Source organism: Streptomyces sp. NPDC020192 (genome assembly GCF_044388685.1).
In the GTDB taxonomy this organism is placed as follows: domain Bacteria; phylum Actinomycetota; class Actinomycetes; order Streptomycetales; family Streptomycetaceae; genus Streptomyces.
This window is the reverse complement of record NZ_JBIRXG010000037.1, coordinates 18976-35246: the sequence shown is the minus strand read 5'-3', so window position 1 is coordinate 35246 and position 16271 is coordinate 18976. Positions and strand designations below refer to the sequence as shown.

Sequence of the window (16271 nt, the reverse complement as noted above, 5' to 3'; positions counted from 1 at the left end):
GGCAGGAGGGCGGCCGCCCCCGCGGCGGGCACCCACGAGCCGCGCGCGCAAAAGCGTTCGCCACTCATTTCCCCGAGGTGAGATCCTGGACCGCGTATGTCTACGCATCCCGCCCCCGCCCTCGGCACCCTCGCCCCCCGTCTGACCGAGCTGTCGCTGCGTGACGCGCACCGGCTCGGGCGGCGGCTCGAGGGCGCGCGCAAGATCCGTAAGCCGGAGGCCCGCGCCGCCGTCCTCGCCGAGATCGAGGCGGAGGTCGGCAAGGCCGAGGCCCGCATGGCCGAGCGGCGCGTCCGCGTGCCCGCCGTCTCGTACCCCGAGCAGCTGCCCGTCAGCCAGAAGAAGGACGTGATCGCCGAAGCCATCCGCGATCACCAGGTCGTCATCGTCGCCGGTGAGACCGGGTCCGGCAAGACCACGCAGATCCCGAAGATCTGTATGGAGCTGGGCCGGGGGGTGCGCGGCATGATCGGGCACACCCAGCCCCGCCGTATCGCAGCCCGGACCGTCGCCGAGCGGGTCGCGGAGGAGCTGAGGACGCCCCTCGGTGAGGCCGTCGGCTGGAAGGTGCGCTTCACCGACCAGGTGAACCCGGACGCCACCTTCATCAAGCTGATGACGGACGGCATCCTGCTCGCCGAGATCCAGACCGACCGCGAGCTGCGCGCCTACGACACGATCATCATCGACGAGGCCCACGAGCGGTCCCTCAACATCGACTTCCTGCTCGGGTATCTGGCGCAGCTGCTGCCGAAGCGGCCGGATCTGAAGGTCGTCGTCACCTCCGCCACCATCGATCCCGAGCGCTTCTCCCGGCACTTCGGGAACGCCCCGATCATCGAGGTCAGCGGGCGGACGTACCCGGTCGAGGTGCGTTACCGGCCCCTCCTGGAGGAGGAGAGCGACGACGCCGACCGGGACCAGATCACCGCGATCTGCGACGCGGTCGAGGAACTCCAGGCCGAGGGCCGGGGCGACATCCTGGTCTTTCTCTCCGGTGAGCGGGAGATCCGCGACACGGCGGACGCGCTGGAGAAGAAGAAGTACAGATTCACCGAGATCCTGCCGCTGTACGCGCGCCTCTCGCACGCCGAGCAGCACCGGGTGTTCCAGCCGCACACCGGGCGCAGGATCGTACTCGCGACCAACGTCGCCGAGACCTCCCTCACGGTCCCCGGCATCAAGTACGTCATCGACCCCGGCTTCGCCCGGATCAGCCGCTACAGCCACCGCACCAAGGTCCAGCGGCTGCCCATCGAGCCGGTCTCGCAGGCCAGCGCCAACCAGCGCAAGGGCCGCTGCGGCCGTACGTCCGACGGCATCTGCATCCGGCTGTACTCCGAGGACGACTTCGTCGCCCGCCCGGAGTTCACGGACGCCGAGATCCTGCGGACCAACCTGGCCTCCGTCATCCTCCAGATGACCGCGGCCGGCCTCGGCGACATCGAGAAGTTCCCCTTCATCGACCCGCCGGACCACCGCAACATCCGCGACGGCGTGCAGCTGCTCCAGGAGCTGGGCGCGCTGGACCCGGCCCAGAAGGACCCGCGCAAGCGGCTCACCGACACCGGCCGCAAGCTGGCCCAGCTGCCCGTCGACCCACGGCTGGCCCGCATGGTGCTGGAGGCCGACAAGAACGGCTGTGTCCGCGAGGTCATGGTCATCGCCGCCGCGCTGTCCATCCAGGACCCGCGCGAGCGCCCGGCCGAGAAGCAGACCCAGGCCGACCAGCAGCACGCCCGCTTCAAGGACGAGACCAGCGACTTCCTGGCCTATCTGAACCTGTGGCGGTACGTCCGTGAGCAGCAGAGGGAGCGGGGGTCGTCGTCCTTCCGCCGGATGTGCAAGCAGGAGTACCTGAACTTCCTGCGCATCCGCGAATGGCAGGACATCTACAGCCAGCTGCGTACGGTGGCCAAGCAGATGGGCATCCACCTCGCCGAGGAGGACGCCCCCGGCGACCGTGTCCACGTCTCCCTCCTCGCCGGCCTCCTCTCCCACATCGGGATGAAGGACGTGAAGGACGGCAACAAGAACGAGTACCTGGGCGCCCGCAACGCCAAGTTCGCGATCTTCCCGGGCTCGTCGCTGTTCCGGAAGCAGCCGAAGTTCGTGATGTCGGCCGAGCTGGTGGAGACGAGCCGGCTCTGGGCGCGGGTCAACGCCAAGATCGAGCCGGAGTGGGTCGAGCCGATCGCCGGGCACCTGCTGAAACGGACGTACAGCGAACCGCACTGGGAGAAGGACCAGGCGGCCGTGATGGCGTACGAGAAGGTCACGCTGTACGGCGTCCCGATCGTCGCCCAGCGGAAGGTGAACTACGGCCGGGTCGACCCGGAGACGAGTCGCGAGCTGTTCATCCGCAACGCGCTCGTGGAGGGCGACTGGCGCACGCACCACAAGTTCTTCGCCGACAACCGCAGACTCCTCAGCGAGGTCGAGGAGTTGGAGCACCGGGCGCGGCGCCGGGACATCGTGGTCGACGACGACACGCTCTTCGACTTCTACGACCAGCGGGTCCCCGACCACGTGGTGTCGGGCGCCCACTTCGACTCCTGGTGGAAGCACAAGCGGCACGAGCAGCCGGACTTCCTGGACTTCGAGCGGGAGATGCTCATCCGGGAGTCGGCGGAGGCGGTCACCAAGGCCGACTATCCCGACAGCTGGCGGCAGGGGCAGCTGAAGTTCCGGGTGACGTACCAGTTCGAGCCGGGGGCGGACGCGGACGGTGTGACCGTCCACATCCCGCTCCAGGTGCTCAACCAGGTCACGGACGAGGGCTTCGACTGGCAGATCCCTGGCCTGCGCGAGGAGGTCGTGACGGAGCTGATCCGTTCCCTCCCGAAGCCGGTCCGCCGTCACTACGTGCCCGCGCCGAACTACGCCAAGGCGTTCCTGGCGAAGGCGGTGCCCCTGCAGGAGCCGCTGACGGTGACGATGGCCCGGGAGCTGAAGCGGACGGTCGGGGTGCCGTTCGAGGCGGAGGACTTCGACTGGACGAAGGTCCCCGACCACCTGAAGATCACGTTCCGGATCGTGGACGAACGGCGGCGGACGCTGGCCGAGGACAAGGACCTGGAGGCGCTGAAGCTGCGCCTGAAGCCGAAGGCCCGCCAGGCCCTCTCCCAGGCGGCGGCCGCGACCGCGTCCCGCGAGGGCGGGGAGTCGCTGGAGCGCAAGGGTCTGACCGACTGGACGATCGGGTCCCTCACCCGCGTCTTCGAGACCCGGCGGGCCGGCCAGCCGGTGAAGGCGTACCCGGCGCTCGTGGACGACGGCGACACGGTGTCCGTCCGCCTTTTCGACACGGAGGCGGAACAGGCGGAGGCCATGTGGAAGGGCACCCGGCGGCTGATCCTGCGCAACATCCCGGTGAACCCGGCGAAGTTCGCGTCCGAGAAGCTGACGAACGCCCAGAAGCTCGCCCTGTCCGCGAACCCGCACGGCTCCATCCAGGCCCTCTTCGACGACTGCGCGATGGCCGCGGCGGACAAGCTGATCGCGGACTTCGGCGGGCCGGTGTGGGACGAGGAGTCGTACCGGAAGCTGTTCGACAAGGTCCGTGCGGAGATCGTGGACACGACGGTCCGTACGGTCGCCCAGGTACAGCAGGTCCTCGCGGCCTGGCAGGCCGCTGAACGCCGTCTGAAGGCCACGAGCAGCCCGGCGCTCCTCGCGAACCTGACAGACGTCCGCAAGCAGCTGGACGCCCTTGTGAAGCCCGGCTTCGTGACCTGGGCCGGCATACGCCGCCTGCCCGATCTGATGCGCTACCTGGTGGCCGTGGACCGGCGCCTGCAGCAGATGCCGACGGGCGTCCAGCGGGACACCACGCGCATGGAGAAGGTCCACGAGATGCAGGACGAGTACGCCTGGCTCCTGGAACAGCTCCCCCAGGGCCGCCCGATCCCCCAGGCGGTCCTGGACATCCGCTGGATGCTCGAGGAGCTGAGAGTCAGCTACTTCGCCCACGCGCTGGGCACCGCGTACCCCGTCTCCGACAAGCGGATCGTGAAGGCGATCGACGCGGCAGTGCCGTAATCACGCGCGTACAGGGGGTGAGTTCGACCAGGCGGCCCCACCTCCTGTACAGTCTCATCTCGCAGCGCAACGCACCAAGCCAAGCGCCGCGAAACCTGGTCCTGTGGAGCAGTTTGGAGTGCTCGCCACCCTGTCAAGGTGGAGGCCGCGGGTTCAAATCCCGTCAGGACCGCAGCAAAGAAGGGCCCGCATCCGGCAACGGAAGCGGGCCCTTCGCGTTTCCCCCACACCGAGAACCGCTCGCCACCGTGTCGAGGCGGAGACCGCGCCCGCGGCGAAGCCGCAATCAAACACAGCAAATCCCGTCAGGACCGCAGAACAGCACGGCCCGCACCCCAGCACCGGAAGCAGGCCCTTCGGCTTTCCTCGTGGCGGAGGTCGCGTCCCCGCCAACGGCTCCGCGCCCGACACCGCGAGCAGGTCCAACCTCCGGCCACCACACCACCGACCGCTTGCCCTCCCCAGCAAGCCGAGACCGCGCCCGCGGTGGAGCCGCGATCAGGCATGCAGGCGCTCGCACCACGCCAGCAATCGCTCGCCACCCCGGCAATCCGGTGACCGCGCCCGCGATCAGGCACAGGGAGTCCCACCGGGCACGTATCCGGCGCGGCCGGTGAGGCTTTCGGCGGTCCCCGCGAACGTCCGTCCCCCGTGGCCCTCTCAGCATCCCTCCCCCGCCGGCGGTGAAGCGCCGGCGGTGAAGCCGAGCCCCTCCTCGCTGGGCCCGCCCCCCTCGCGCTCCCCCGGCTCCCCTCCCCCTCGATCCCGCCCTCGCACCCCCTCGGCCCCTCTCCTCTCGACGCCGCCCCCTCCCGTCCCTCACACCCTCGCCCCCTCGCCCCACCGACCACCCCACCCCTCGGCCTCCCTTGACGGCGTCACATTCGGTCGGTACGCAGAAGGCAGGGTCTGCTTTCGCCGGGCCCTCTGGAGGTGGGGTATGGGGGCATCGGCCAGGCATGAGACGCGGGCGCTGTTGAGGGCGCATCTGGCGGCCGCCTCGTCGTACCGGCACCTCACCCGCCACTGTCCCGTCTGTCATCACCTTCTGCGGCTGGCGATGGACGGCGGGGCGCGGGGGCGGGAGGGTGGTGAGGGGGACGTCGAGGGGCGCGACGGTGTCGAGGACGAGAGTCCTCGGTCCGCGTGAGCGACACCGGGCCCAACTCCGCACTACGCGGGGGACGCTGGAGCGTTGCACTCCTCTAGCGCACACATGCCGTGGACAACAACCGCCCGGGCATGTGACGGGAGTCACCGCATGAGTTTTTGAAAGTGCGGAACTTACCCCCCACCTACAACTGGTCAATTTAATATGTGCAATTGCACCAGTCTCCGAGGTCGCCGGCAGCCGTTCCGACAGCCCTCCCCAGACTCCGACACGGACTCCGGCACAGAGTCCGACAAGGCCGCCCACAGGGCCGACCACGGGGTCGGTCGCGGGGTCGGTCCACCCCGACCAGCGCATAAAAAGATCGCGCTGGACCCGGCGGAGTCCAGCGCGATCTACGACGCACCCTCTGTCGCTGCCGACAACACCCGACAACGGTCTGTCTGTTCGGCCTGGGCGTGGGCCCTGTTGGGGCAGGTCCCGCGTCGCTTGGAGCTAGGGGTTCCGGGCACCTCGGCCAGTTGGGGGACCAGTCGGTTTTGCCCGGTTATTCAGTTGTTCAGGCCTCGCTGCGCTGCTGCGGGATGCCCGCGAGCAGAGCGCGGACCTCGGCCTCGCGGTAGCGGCGGTGCCCGCCGAGCGTGCGGATCGAAGTGAGCTTGCCGGCCTTCGCCCACCGCGTGACCGTCTTGGGGTCGACACGGAACATGGTGGCGACCTCAGCCGGGGTCAGCAGCGGCTCGGCATCAGGGGTGCGAGCGGTCATGAGCGGCCTCCTCGGGAGAACCGAACCTTCTCGGTTCTTTCCTCTAAATTCTGCACCTTGACCCGCGTTGCCCGAAATGGCGGACGCGAGTCGAGTCGGTTATAGGACGAACGGCTTGTCCTCGGCACTACAACTACACCATCTGTCCAGCCGCGTCGGCCAAACCGATGGAATTGCCCTCCCAGGTGTTCATCAGCGACGGAAGCCGATGGACCATGCCATAGCGGACAGTCACGCCACTGTGACGATCAGTCACAGGACGATCAGGAGTCACCAGACCCCCCAAAGCGTGCAATGCTGAGATCCCGCCCAGAACGGAGCATAGTTGGGCGGAAGGAGCCCTCCCCGGACTCCTTGTCCTATTTTGGCACGAGGAGCGGCAAGGGACGCAAGGGCCGTGTAAGTGCTGTCCATCACCCTTGAGGCAAAAGTCCAGATCGGGACCAACGCCCTTCACCTGGGCAAGTGTCGTAGACCGTACGTCGTTCGAGGCCGTTCGAGCCGTGACGTACGTCACTCCGCTTACGGAATCAGTTGGCCGAGCGCCGGTCCCGTACCGCCCGCCAGCGTTCCACCAGGCGCCCGTACGCCTCCCCGGCCGCCGCCCCGTCGCCCCGGCGCAGCGCCTCGATGCCGTCGGCCACGTCCGCCGCCGAGTGGTCGCCCTCCAGTTCGCCGGCCGGCAGGACGTGCACGAGGCCGCCGTAGTCCAACTCCACCAGCGAGCGCGGATGGAACTCCTCCAGCCAGCGGCCGACGTCCACCAGACCGTCGATCAGCGGGCCCTCCTCGACGGTGTCCCTCAGCGTGCGCAGCGCCCGCGCCACCCGGCGCCGGGCCTGCACCATCGGCGTGCGGTAGCGCAGCAGCGGGGACACCTCGGCGGTGCCCTTCTCGTAGCGCCGCTCCTCGTCGGAGACCAGCACGAACCAGTTCAGCGGCACCTGCCAGGTCGCCGTGCGGATCCACGGGCGGGCGTCGGGATTGCGGGCGAGCCAGCGCTCGTAGTCCTGGGCGGCCTGGTGGCGTACGACCGGCGGCAGTGCCGCGTCCAGCACCGGCGCGGGCAGCTCCTCCACCAGCTCGTCGAGCGCCTGCCAGCCGCGCAGCCGGGTCCGCCAGGGACACACGCAGACCACGCCGTCGACCTCCAGCACGAAGGCGTCGCCGCTCTCGTGCACCGGCACCGCGACCGGCGGGGTGGGCAGCAAGTCGGCGAGGGAGCGGCGCAGTTCGTCCTGGTAGGAGGGGCGCTCGGGGCGACGGGCGTAGCGCGCCCAGTGGCTGCGCTCCGGCTCCGGGAAGGCGCCCAGCGGCTCGTACACGCGCAGGTACGCGGCATAGGGGACGACCACGGAGGACACCTTCGGCACGCCTGCTCCCTCCCCACCGGGCCCGGCTCGAAAACCGCTGCAAAACCACTGCAAATCGTCCCACGGACATGCGTGCGCGAGCGGCCCGCGAGAGTGATCCTGAACACTGCACGGACGGTGGTTGTACCGAGGCTCTACGCTCAGGGCACGGCACCCCGCCACCCGTACGGGGTCCACCCCACTCGCCGCTACTTGCACAGGAGTCACCACAGTGACCGACGTAACCGGCGCGTCTGCTGATGTCCTGCACACCCTGTTCCACTCGGACCAGGGCGGCCATGAGCAGGTCGTGCTCTGCCAGGACCGCGCCAGCGGCCTCAAGGCCGTGATCGCCATCCACTCCACCGCCCTGGGCCCGGCCCTCGGCGGCACGCGCTTCTACCCGTACGCCACCGAGGCCGCGGCCGTCGCCGACGCCCTCAACCTCGCGCGCGGGATGTCGTACAAGAACGCCATGGCCGGGCTCGACCACGGCGGCGGCAAGGCCGTGATCATCGGCGACCCGGAGCGCGACAAGACCGAGGAGCTGCTCCTCGCCTACGGCCGTATGGTCGCCTCGCTCGGCGGGCGCTACGTCACCGCCTGCGACGTCGGCACGTACGTCGCCGACATGGACGTCGTGGCCCGCGAGTGCCGCTGGACCACCGGCCGCTCCCCCGAGAACGGCGGCGCCGGCGACTCCTCCGTGCTCACCGCCTTCGGCGTCTACCAGGGCATGCGCGCCTCCGCCCAGCACCTGTGGGGCGACCCCTCGCTGCGCGGCCGCAAGGTCGGCATCGCCGGTGTCGGCAAGGTGGGCCACCACCTGGTGAAGCACCTGCGCGAGGAGGGCGCCGAGGTCGTCGTCACGGACGTGCGCACCGACGCCGTCCAGCGGATCCTCGAGCAGTACCCGGCGGGCGTGACGGCCGTCGCCGACACCGAGGCGCTGATCCGGGTCGAGGGCCTCGACATCTACGCCCCCTGCGCGCTCGGCGGCGCCCTGAACGACGGTTCCGTCCCGGTGCTCACCGCCAAGGTGGTGTGCGGCGCGGCCAACAACCAGCTCGCGCACCCGGGTGTGGAGAAGGACCTCGCCGACCGCGGGATCCTCTACGCGCCGGACTACGTGGTGAACGCCGGCGGGGTCATCCAGGTCGCCGACGAGCTGCACGGGTTCGACTTCGACCGGTGCAAGGCGAAGGCGGCGAAGATCTTCGACACCACGCTGGCCATATTCGCACGTGCGAAGGAAGACGGGATTCCGCCGGCCGCCGCGGCCGACCGGATCGCCGAGCAGCGGATGGCCGAGGCGCGCGGCAGCCACGCCGCGCTCTGACCCGGTCGCACACATGAGCGGTGCCCGTCGGCGGGAACTTAGAGAGAACTCTCACTTCCACCGGCGGGTCGTTCCCCGAGAAGTGGTTAAAATCGCCATTGACCAGCGAGGACAGGGCGCCTCGAAGGTCCTGTGCACACGCGCGTGGTGCGGGCGACGTACCGTATGGGCGCGGGCTCAGGTACCGTGGAAGCCCTACGGACCGGCCTCTCCGCGGAGGGTCCGTTCCGGATCATGAACGCGTGTCAGACTCTGGGGCCATCGAGCCCCTGTCACCGAGGGGGTCGAGCCATGGGGCGCGGCCGGGCCAAGGCCAAGCAGACAAAGGTCGCCCGCCAGCTGAAGTACAACAGCGGTGGGACTGACCTGTCACGTCTGGCCAGTGAACTGGGCGCATCGTCTTCGAGCCAGCCGCCGAACGGCGGGCCGTTCGAGGACGATGAGAACGACGAGGACGATCTCTACTCCCGTTACGCCGACCTCTATGAGGACGACGACGAGGAAGAGGACGACAACGATCCTCACCATCAGCACCGTCGCGGCGCTTGACCTTGCAGTGACCAGTCCGGTCGGTGGCACAGCCACCGACCGGCTTCTGTGTTGTCCGCAGGATCAGACGGCGACGCTTTTAGTGTGAATACGTCCCGACCAGCTCGGCGCCGGTCTCCTTCGTACCCCGGTCCGTGATCTCGCCGGCCACCCAGGCGTCGACCCCGCGGTCGGCCAGGGTCGCGAGGGCCACTTCAGTGGACTCGGCGGGCACGATCGCCATCATGCCGACGCCCATGTTGAGGGTCTTCTCCAGCTCCAGGCGCTCCACGTTCCCGGTCCTGCCGACCAGGTCGAAGATCGCGCCCGGGGTCCAGGTGGAGCGGTCCACGCGCGCGTGGAGCCCGTCCGGGATCACGCGGGCCAGGTTGGCCGCGAGACCGCCGCCGGTGATGTGGCTGAACGCGTGCACCTCGGCGGTGCGGGTCAGCGCCAGGCAGTCCAGCGAGTAGATCTTGGTGGGCTCCAGCAGCTCCTCGCCGAGGCTGCGGCCGAGCTCGGCGATCTCCGCCTCCAGGGCCAGGCCGGCGCGGTCCAGCAGGACGTGGCGGACCAGGGAGTACCCGTTCGAGTGAAGCCCGGAGGACGCCATGGCGATCACCGCGTCGCCCTTACGGATGCGATCGGCGCCGAGCAGCCGGTCGGCCTCCACGACGCCCGTACCGGCGCCGGCGACGTCGAAGTCGTCCGCGCCCAGCAGACCCGGGTGTTCAGCCGTCTCGCCGCCCACCAGGGCGCACCCGGCGAGCACACAGCCCTCCGCGATGCCCTTCACGATGGCCGCGACACGCTCGGGGTGCACCTTGCCGACGCAGATGTAGTCCGTCATGAACAGCGGCTCGGCACCACACACCACGATGTCGTCCATGACCATGGCGACCAGGTCGTGGCCGATGGTGTCGTAGACGCCCATGCGGCGCGCGATGTCGACCTTCGTGCCGACGCCGTCCGTGGCGGAGGCGAGCAGCGGGCGCTCGTAGCGCTTGAGGGCGGAGGCGTCGAAGAGGCCGGCGAAGCCGCCGAGGCCGCCGAGGACCTCGGGGCGCTGGGTCTTCTTCACCCACTCCTTCATCAGCTCGACCGCGCGGTCGCCCGCCTCGATGTCGACGCCCGCCGCTGCGTAGCTGGCACCAGTTGTCTCAGACATGGCTGTGAGAGCTTTCGTGTCGTACTGCAGGGTGTTACGGGCGACGGATCGCGTCGGCCGCGGCCGTGGCGGCGGGGCCGGCCGCCAGCTCGGTCTCCAGAAGCTGCTTGCCGAGCAGCTCGGGGTCCGGCAGCTCCATCGGGTACTCGCCGTCGAAGCAGGCACGGCACAGGTTCGGCTTGGCGATGGTGGTCGCCTCGATCATGCCGTCGATGGAGATGTACGCGAGCGAGTCGGCGCCGAGGCTGGTGCCGATCTCCTCGATGGTCATGCCGTTGGCGATCAGCTCCGCGCGCGTGGCGAAGTCGATGCCGAAGAAGCAGGGCCACTTCACGGGCGGCGAGGAGATCCGGATGTGGACCTCGGCGGCGCCGGCCTCGCGAAGCATGCGGACCAGGGCGCGCTGGGTGTTGCCGCGCACGATCGAGTCGTCGACAACGACCAGGCGCTTGCCCTTGATGACTTCCTTCAGCGGGTTCAGCTTCAGGCGGATGCCCAGCTGGCGGATGGTCTGCGAGGGCTGGATGAACGTACGGCCGACGTAGGCGTTCTTCACCAGACCCGCGCCGAAGGGGATGCCGGAGGCCTCCGCGTAGCCGATGGCGGCCGGGGTGCCGGACTCCGGGGTCGCTATGACCAGGTCGGCCTCGACAGGGGCTTCCTTGGCGAGCCGGCGGCCCATCTCCACGCGGGAGAGGTACACGTTCCGGCCGGCGATGTCGGTGTCCGGGCGGGCCAGGTACACGTACTCGAAGACACAGCCCTTGGGCTTCGCTTCCGCGAATCGTGAGCTGCGCAGGCCGTTCTCGTCGACGGCGACGAACTCGCCCGGCTCGATCTCGCGCACGAAGCTGGCGCCGCAGATGTCGAGGGCGGCGGACTCCGAGGCGACGACCCAGCCGCGCTCCAGGCGGCCGAGTACCAGCGGACGGATGCCCTGCGGGTCGCGGGCGGCGTAGAGGGTGTGCTCGTCCATGAAGACGAGGGAGAAGGCGCCCCGCACCTTCGGGAGCACCGCGTGCGCGGCCTCCTCGATGGTCAGCGGCTTGCCGTCGTCATCGACCTGGGCGGCGAGCAGCGCCGTCAGCAGGTCGGTGTCGTTGGTGGCCGCGACCCGGGTGGAGCGGCTGTTGTTGTCGTTGGGCAGCTCGGCGACCATCTCGGCGAGCTGCGCCGTGTTGACCAGGTTGCCGTTGTGGCCGAGCGCGATGGAGCCGTGCGCGGTGGCACGGAACGTCGGCTGGGCGTTCTCCCACACGGAGGCGCCGGTGGTCGAGTAGCGGGCGTGTCCGACCGCGATATGACCCTGGAGCGAACCGAGCGAGGTCTCGTCGAAGACCTGGGAAACCAGGCCCATGTCCTTGAAGACGAGGATCTGGGAGCCGTTGCTGACCGCGATTCCCGCGGATTCCTGACCCCGGTGCTGGAGGGCGTAGAGCCCGAAGTACGTGAGCTTTGCGACCTCTTCGCCTGGAGCCCAGACACCGAAGACGCCGCAAGCGTCCTGGGGGCCCTTCTCGCCGGGAAGCAGATCGTGATTGAGTCGACCGTCACCACGTGGCACGCCACCGAGTGTAGGCGAGGTCGACCACTGGTCCGAATTGGGGATACGCGCCTGTAACGCAGCAGGCCGTATGGATCACCTTGTTGCTTTCTCCATTTACGCAGGTCAGCGAGGTGGGATGGGCTTCAGGGCGGTCGATCGGCGGTCACCGGGCGCCGGTCGCGGGCTCCTTTGCCGTATGCACGAGTGAGGTGTCGCACATCATCCGGAGGCGTTACGGCTGAGGTGGACGGTGTCACCGTTGCCGTCGGTGAGCGTCAGCTTCCCGTCGTCGGTCTTCGCGACGAGCGTGCCGGTGGTCAGCGCACTGGCCAGGGCCCGCTCGAAGTCCATGCGGTCCGGGGCGCAGGCCATCCGGGTCGTGCGCAGGTCGCCGAGGGTGATCCGGTCGCCGTTGACGGTGGCCCGGGCGCTGAACTGGTTGCAGCCGAGGTTGCCGGCCGCCTTGCCGTCCGTGTCGATGCGCAGGCGGGCGGTGGCGGGCGCGTGCCGGGTCGTACCGCCGACGGTGAGGCCGTCGACGCGCCAGTCGGTGCCGGTGACCGGCTGCGGGGAGGTCACCGGACCACTGTCCGCCTTTCCGGTGCCGCAGGCCACCGTGAGCGCCGCGAGGACTGCGGCCACCGTCGGGATCATGCGCTGCTTGTACCGGTTCATGGTGATTCGACGGGAGACGGGCCGGGCCGGTTCCGCACCGATGCGGACCCCTGGTGGACTACGACATCAGCGGCAGCAGTGAGCCGATGTCGGCCCGCTCGCCGCTGGCGGACACCTTGGCCTCCTCGAGAGCGTCCTTCCAGCTCACACGCCCTGTGGCGAGCCGGATCCAGGTCAGCGGGTCGGTCTCCACGACGTTCGGCGGGGTGCCGCGGGTGTGCCGGGGGCCCTCGACGCACTGCACGACGGCGTACGGCGGCACCCGTACCTCGGTGGAACCGCCGGGCGCCTTCACGGCGAGGGCGTCGGCGAGCAGCCGGGTGGCGGCGGCCAGCGCCTGGCGGTCGTACGGCACCTCCAGACCCGGTACGGCGGCCGCGAGGTCGTCGGTGTGGACGACGAGTTCGGCGGTTCGGGTGACCAGGTAGTCGTCCAGGGACATCGCGCCGGCGCTCGTCTGGAGAATCCGGGTGCCGGAGTGCTCCGCGAGCAGGGCGCGCAGGGACTGCTCGACGTCCGCGAGATAGGTGTCGGGGTCGGGGTGCTCGGCGGCGAGATTCCGGGTGAACTCGTCGATGGCGGCGGCGTTGGCCGCGGTGGCGAAGGGCCAGTCGAGCAGGACGGCGTCCGGCTTCGGCGGCTCGGGCAGGGCGAGCGCCCGGTGGATCGCGGTGAGCGCCATGCCAATGTGCGCGACCAGGTCGCGTACGGTCCACTCGCCGAGCCGGGTGGGCAGGGCGAGCTGTTCCGGCGTGAGACCGCGGACGGCTTCCCGGACGTTGCCGAACTGGGCTAGGACCGCGGCTCGGGTCTTGACGGGGTCGTAGGTCCGGGCGCGCTTCTTGGCGGGAGGCATGGCGGTGAGCCTATGCCTTCACCGCGTAGCCCTTCAGGCCCTTTTCCACCAAGTCGAAGGCGTGGCGGGCGCGTTCGGCGGCGTCGGCGGCGACCTGGTCGGGGGTCTCGCCGGCGTCGAGGCGGCGGTGGTGCTCCTCCACGAGCGCCGTGCGGGTGACGTTGAGCGTGGCGGCGGCGATCAGGGCCAGGGTGCGGTCGCCGGTCTCCTCGGCGAGCACGTCGGCCAGTTCCCGTGCGCCGCGTTCGTTGGCGACGTACGCACGCTCCCTCAGGACCGGCGTGGCCATGACGACCTCGCGGATCCGCCGGGCGAACGGCTCGGGGTTCAGGCCGGTCGAGGGGTCGCGCGTCTCGATCATCTCCAGGAACTGCCTGCGTACGGCGCCCACCGCGGACTCGCCCGGAACGCGGTCACGCACGGCGCGGGTGGGGTCGGAGAAGTGCTCCTCCATGGGCTTGAAGACCAGGTCCTCCTTCGTGCCGAAGTAGTTGAAGACGGTCATCTTCGAGACCTCGGAGGCGTCGGCGATCTCCTGCACCGAGACCGCGTCGAAGCCCTTGTCCGCGAACAGGGCGATGGCGGTCCGGTAGATCCGCATCGCGGTCTGCCGCTTCTTGCGCTCGCGCAGTCCCATCGGCTCAGCCATGCCGGCACCTTACCAAGGCGAAATTTAGGCTCAGATGAAATATCGTCTTGGATAAAAGATTGACTCAGTACACAGAACGTGGGCATGGTGCTGCCCATGACCGAAACCCAGCGCAAGATCGGCCTCGTCGTCTGCCTCGTCACGATCGTCCTGGCCGTCCTGGACACCCAGATCGTGTCCGCCGTCACCGTCCCGATCGTCAGAGATCTCGACCCCGATCACGGCGTCGAGAAGATCCCCTGGCTGGTCAGCGCCTTCTCGCTGGCCTCGGCCGCGATGCTCCCGCTGTACGGCAAGCTCGCCGACGTCCACGGCGCCAAGCACGTCTTCCTCGGCTCCCTCGGTGCCTTCCTGACCGGCTCGGCGCTGTGCGGCACGGCCCCCTCGATGACCTGGCTGATCACCTCCCGGGCCGTACAGGGCCTCGGCGCGGGCGGACTGATGAGCGTGACGATGGTCGTCATCGCCCAGCTCGTGGGCCCCGGCGAGAAGCAGAACAAGGGCGTCGGCACCGGCGGGATCGTCGCGGGCGGCGGTATCGCGGTCGGCCCCTGGCTCGGCGGCTTCCTCGCCGACCACGCGAGCTGGCGCTGGGCGTTCTACGTCAACCTGCCGCTGGGCATCGCGGCACTCGCTACGGCGGTGGTGGTACTGAGGCTCCCCCGCCCTGCTGCCACCACCCGCTCCATCGACTACGCCGGCGCAGGGCTCGCTGCCGTGTTCTCCACCGCGCTGCTCCTGGTCACGGAATGGGGCGGTAAGCAGTACGCCTGGACGTCCCCGCAGGTCATAGCCGTAGCCCTGGCCTCGGTCACGGCGCTCGGCCTGTTTCTGCGCCGCCAGTTCAAGGCCGCCGAACCGATCCTCCCGCCCTCCCTCTTCCGCATCCCCGAGCTGCGCCTGGGCTTCGCCGTCCAGGGCCTGATGGGCGCGGCGATGACGGGCGCGATCTACTACGTGCTGGTCTACCTCCAGCTGGTCCGGGGCATCACCAGCTCCTCGGCAGGCCTGTATCTGATCGCGATGGCGGCGGGCATCATGACGATCGGCCTCGTCACCGGGCGGCTCACCGAACGCGGCTGGTCGGAGCGGACGTTCGTGATCAGCGGTTCGGTGCTGAGCACGGCCGCCTTCCTGCTGCTGGCAACGACGGGAACCCACACCTCCCTGTGGCAGCTGCGAGCGGCTCTGCTGCTGGTGGGCCTGGGCTTCGGCCAGCTCCTGGGCCAGCTGATCCAGTTGGTGCAGCGGTCGGCCCCGCGTGATCAGTTGGGCGTCGCCACGACCTCGATCCGCTTCTTCCAGACGCTCGGCGGAGCCCTCGGCGCCGCCCTCTTCGGCACCCTCCTGAACCGCCTCTACGACGGCCCCGGCGACGTCGGCTCCCTCGCCGCCCTGCGCGGAACGGACCGTACGGCGGGCATGACGGCGTACGTCTCCGCGCTGGACACGGTGTTCCTGTGCGGGGCGGGGGTCATGGCACTGTCCCTGGCGCTGGCGCTGCGGCTGCCGCTGGAGAAGGGCCCGTTGGGCCCCGTACATCATCTGCGGCAGGCCCGGCGATCACCCGTCTGAGTGATCAACGGCGAAACCCGCCCCGCACCGCCGGGACCGGGCAACACTGACCAGATGACGGTGGATGAGTTCGAAACGATCGCCTCCGCCGCTCCCGAGACCGTCACGCTGGAGTTCATCAACGGACGGATCGAAGTCAAAAAAAGGGGGCGGACGGGGACCGCAGCACCATCGTGTCCTGGCTGGCTCGGCGCTGTATGCAGGTCAGGCCTGACCTGGACCTGTACCACGGTCGAGGGCTTCGAGTCGACGCGTACAGGGAAGGCAGGGTGAAACCGGATGCGGTGCTCGCGCCCGAGGCCCACTTCGCGGGACACGGGGAGTGGGCCGACCCGGACGGGGCGCTCATGGTCGTCGAAGTCACCTCGTACGACTCGGACACGGACCGACGGGACCGGCACGAGAAGCCGACCGCGTACGGCCAGGCCGGAATCCCCCTGTACCTCTTGATCGACCGGGACTCCTGCACGGTCACGGTGCACAGCAACCCGGACCGGCAGGTCGGCGGCTACCGCGACATCCACACCGCGAAGTTCGGCGAGAAGGTGGGCGTCCCCGGCCCGATGAACATCGAGCTGGACACGGAGATCCTCAAGAACTACGTCCGCTGAGCCGAGAAGCCCCCGCCCGGAAACGCGAATCCGGGTGGGGGCTTCATCGCCGTA

Annotated in this window: 12 protein-coding genes, 1 tRNA gene and 1 pseudogene; 7 read left to right on the top strand and 7 right to left on the bottom strand. The window is 69.4% G+C overall.

Going from position 1 to position 16271, the window contains the following annotated elements:
* Positions 1-96: 96 nt before the first annotated feature.
* The 3 genes from hrpA (at position 97) to ACH47Z_RS40745 (ending at position 5191) form a co-directional block, all read left to right on the top strand.
* On the top strand, positions 97-4041 hold the full coding sequence (gene hrpA, locus ACH47Z_RS40755) for an ATP-dependent RNA helicase HrpA (RefSeq protein WP_399083587.1): 3945 nt from the start codon (positions 97-99) through the stop codon (positions 4039-4041).
* A gap of 97 nt (positions 4042-4138) precedes the next feature.
* A tRNA-Asp gene (locus tag ACH47Z_RS40750) sits at positions 4139-4213 on the top strand.
* A 768-nt stretch (positions 4214-4981) separates the two neighbouring features.
* Positions 4982-5191, top strand: a complete 210-nt coding sequence (locus tag ACH47Z_RS40745; RefSeq protein ID WP_399083584.1) for a DUF6274 family protein — start codon at positions 4982-4984, stop codon at positions 5189-5191.
* Positions 5192-5711: 520 nt separating this feature from the next.
* Here the strand turns inward: ACH47Z_RS40745 and bldC are convergent.
* Together bldC and ACH47Z_RS40735 are read right to left on the bottom strand one after the other, a co-directional pair.
* The gene (gene bldC / locus ACH47Z_RS40740; protein WP_003949541.1) at positions 5712-5918 is read right to left on the bottom strand and encodes a developmental transcriptional regulator BldC; all 207 of its coding nucleotides are present in this window, start codon (positions 5916-5918) and stop codon (positions 5712-5714) included.
* A gap of 530 nt (positions 5919-6448) precedes the next feature.
* Positions 6449-7291: a hypothetical protein gene (locus ACH47Z_RS40735; protein ID WP_399083581.1), complete on the bottom strand. Its 843-nt coding sequence runs from the start codon at positions 7289-7291 to the stop codon at positions 6449-6451.
* 211 nt (positions 7292-7502) lie between these two features.
* Here ACH47Z_RS40735 and ACH47Z_RS40730 point away from each other — a divergent pair, with 211 nt between their 5' ends.
* Complete coding sequence (locus ACH47Z_RS40730; protein ID WP_399083578.1) at positions 7503-8609, top strand: Leu/Phe/Val dehydrogenase; 1107 nt, start codon at positions 7503-7505, stop codon at positions 8607-8609.
* A 291-nt stretch (positions 8610-8900) separates the two neighbouring features.
* Entirely contained in the window at positions 8901-9158 is a 258-nt protein-coding gene (locus tag ACH47Z_RS40725) for a DUF3073 domain-containing protein (RefSeq protein WP_399083574.1), read from the top strand.
* Positions 9159-9237: 79 nt separating this feature from the next.
* Here the strand turns inward: ACH47Z_RS40725 and purM are convergent, their stop codons facing one another.
* From purM to ACH47Z_RS40700, 5 genes are all read right to left on the bottom strand, one after another.
* Positions 9238-10305 (bottom strand): phosphoribosylformylglycinamidine cyclo-ligase, encoded by a 1068-nt coding sequence (gene purM, locus ACH47Z_RS40720; RefSeq protein WP_399083571.1) that lies wholly within the window; start codon positions 10303-10305, stop codon positions 9238-9240.
* A 34-nt stretch (positions 10306-10339) separates the two neighbouring features.
* Entirely contained in the window at positions 10340-11869 is a 1530-nt protein-coding gene (gene purF, locus ACH47Z_RS40715) for an amidophosphoribosyltransferase (RefSeq protein WP_399083568.1), read from the bottom strand.
* A gap of 201 nt (positions 11870-12070) precedes the next feature.
* Entirely contained in the window at positions 12071-12526 is a 456-nt protein-coding gene (locus tag ACH47Z_RS40710; RefSeq protein ID WP_399083565.1) for an META domain-containing protein, read from the bottom strand.
* A gap of 58 nt (positions 12527-12584) precedes the next feature.
* Positions 12585-13382 (bottom strand): sterol carrier family protein, encoded by a 798-nt coding sequence (locus tag ACH47Z_RS40705; RefSeq protein WP_399083562.1) that lies wholly within the window; start codon positions 13380-13382, stop codon positions 12585-12587.
* Positions 13383-13392: 10 nt separating this feature from the next.
* Positions 13393-14031, bottom strand: a complete 639-nt coding sequence (locus tag ACH47Z_RS40700) for a TetR/AcrR family transcriptional regulator (protein ID WP_399083559.1) — start codon at positions 14029-14031, stop codon at positions 13393-13395.
* A gap of 96 nt (positions 14032-14127) precedes the next feature.
* Here ACH47Z_RS40700 and ACH47Z_RS40695 point away from each other — a divergent pair, with 96 nt between their 5' ends.
* Entirely contained in the window at positions 14128-15606 is a 1479-nt protein-coding gene (locus ACH47Z_RS40695; RefSeq protein ID WP_399083556.1) for an MFS transporter, read from the top strand.
* A 54-nt stretch (positions 15607-15660) separates the two neighbouring features.
* Positions 15661-16217 (top strand): annotated as a pseudogene (locus ACH47Z_RS40690) (Uma2 family endonuclease).
* Positions 16218-16271: the final 54 nt, after the last annotated feature.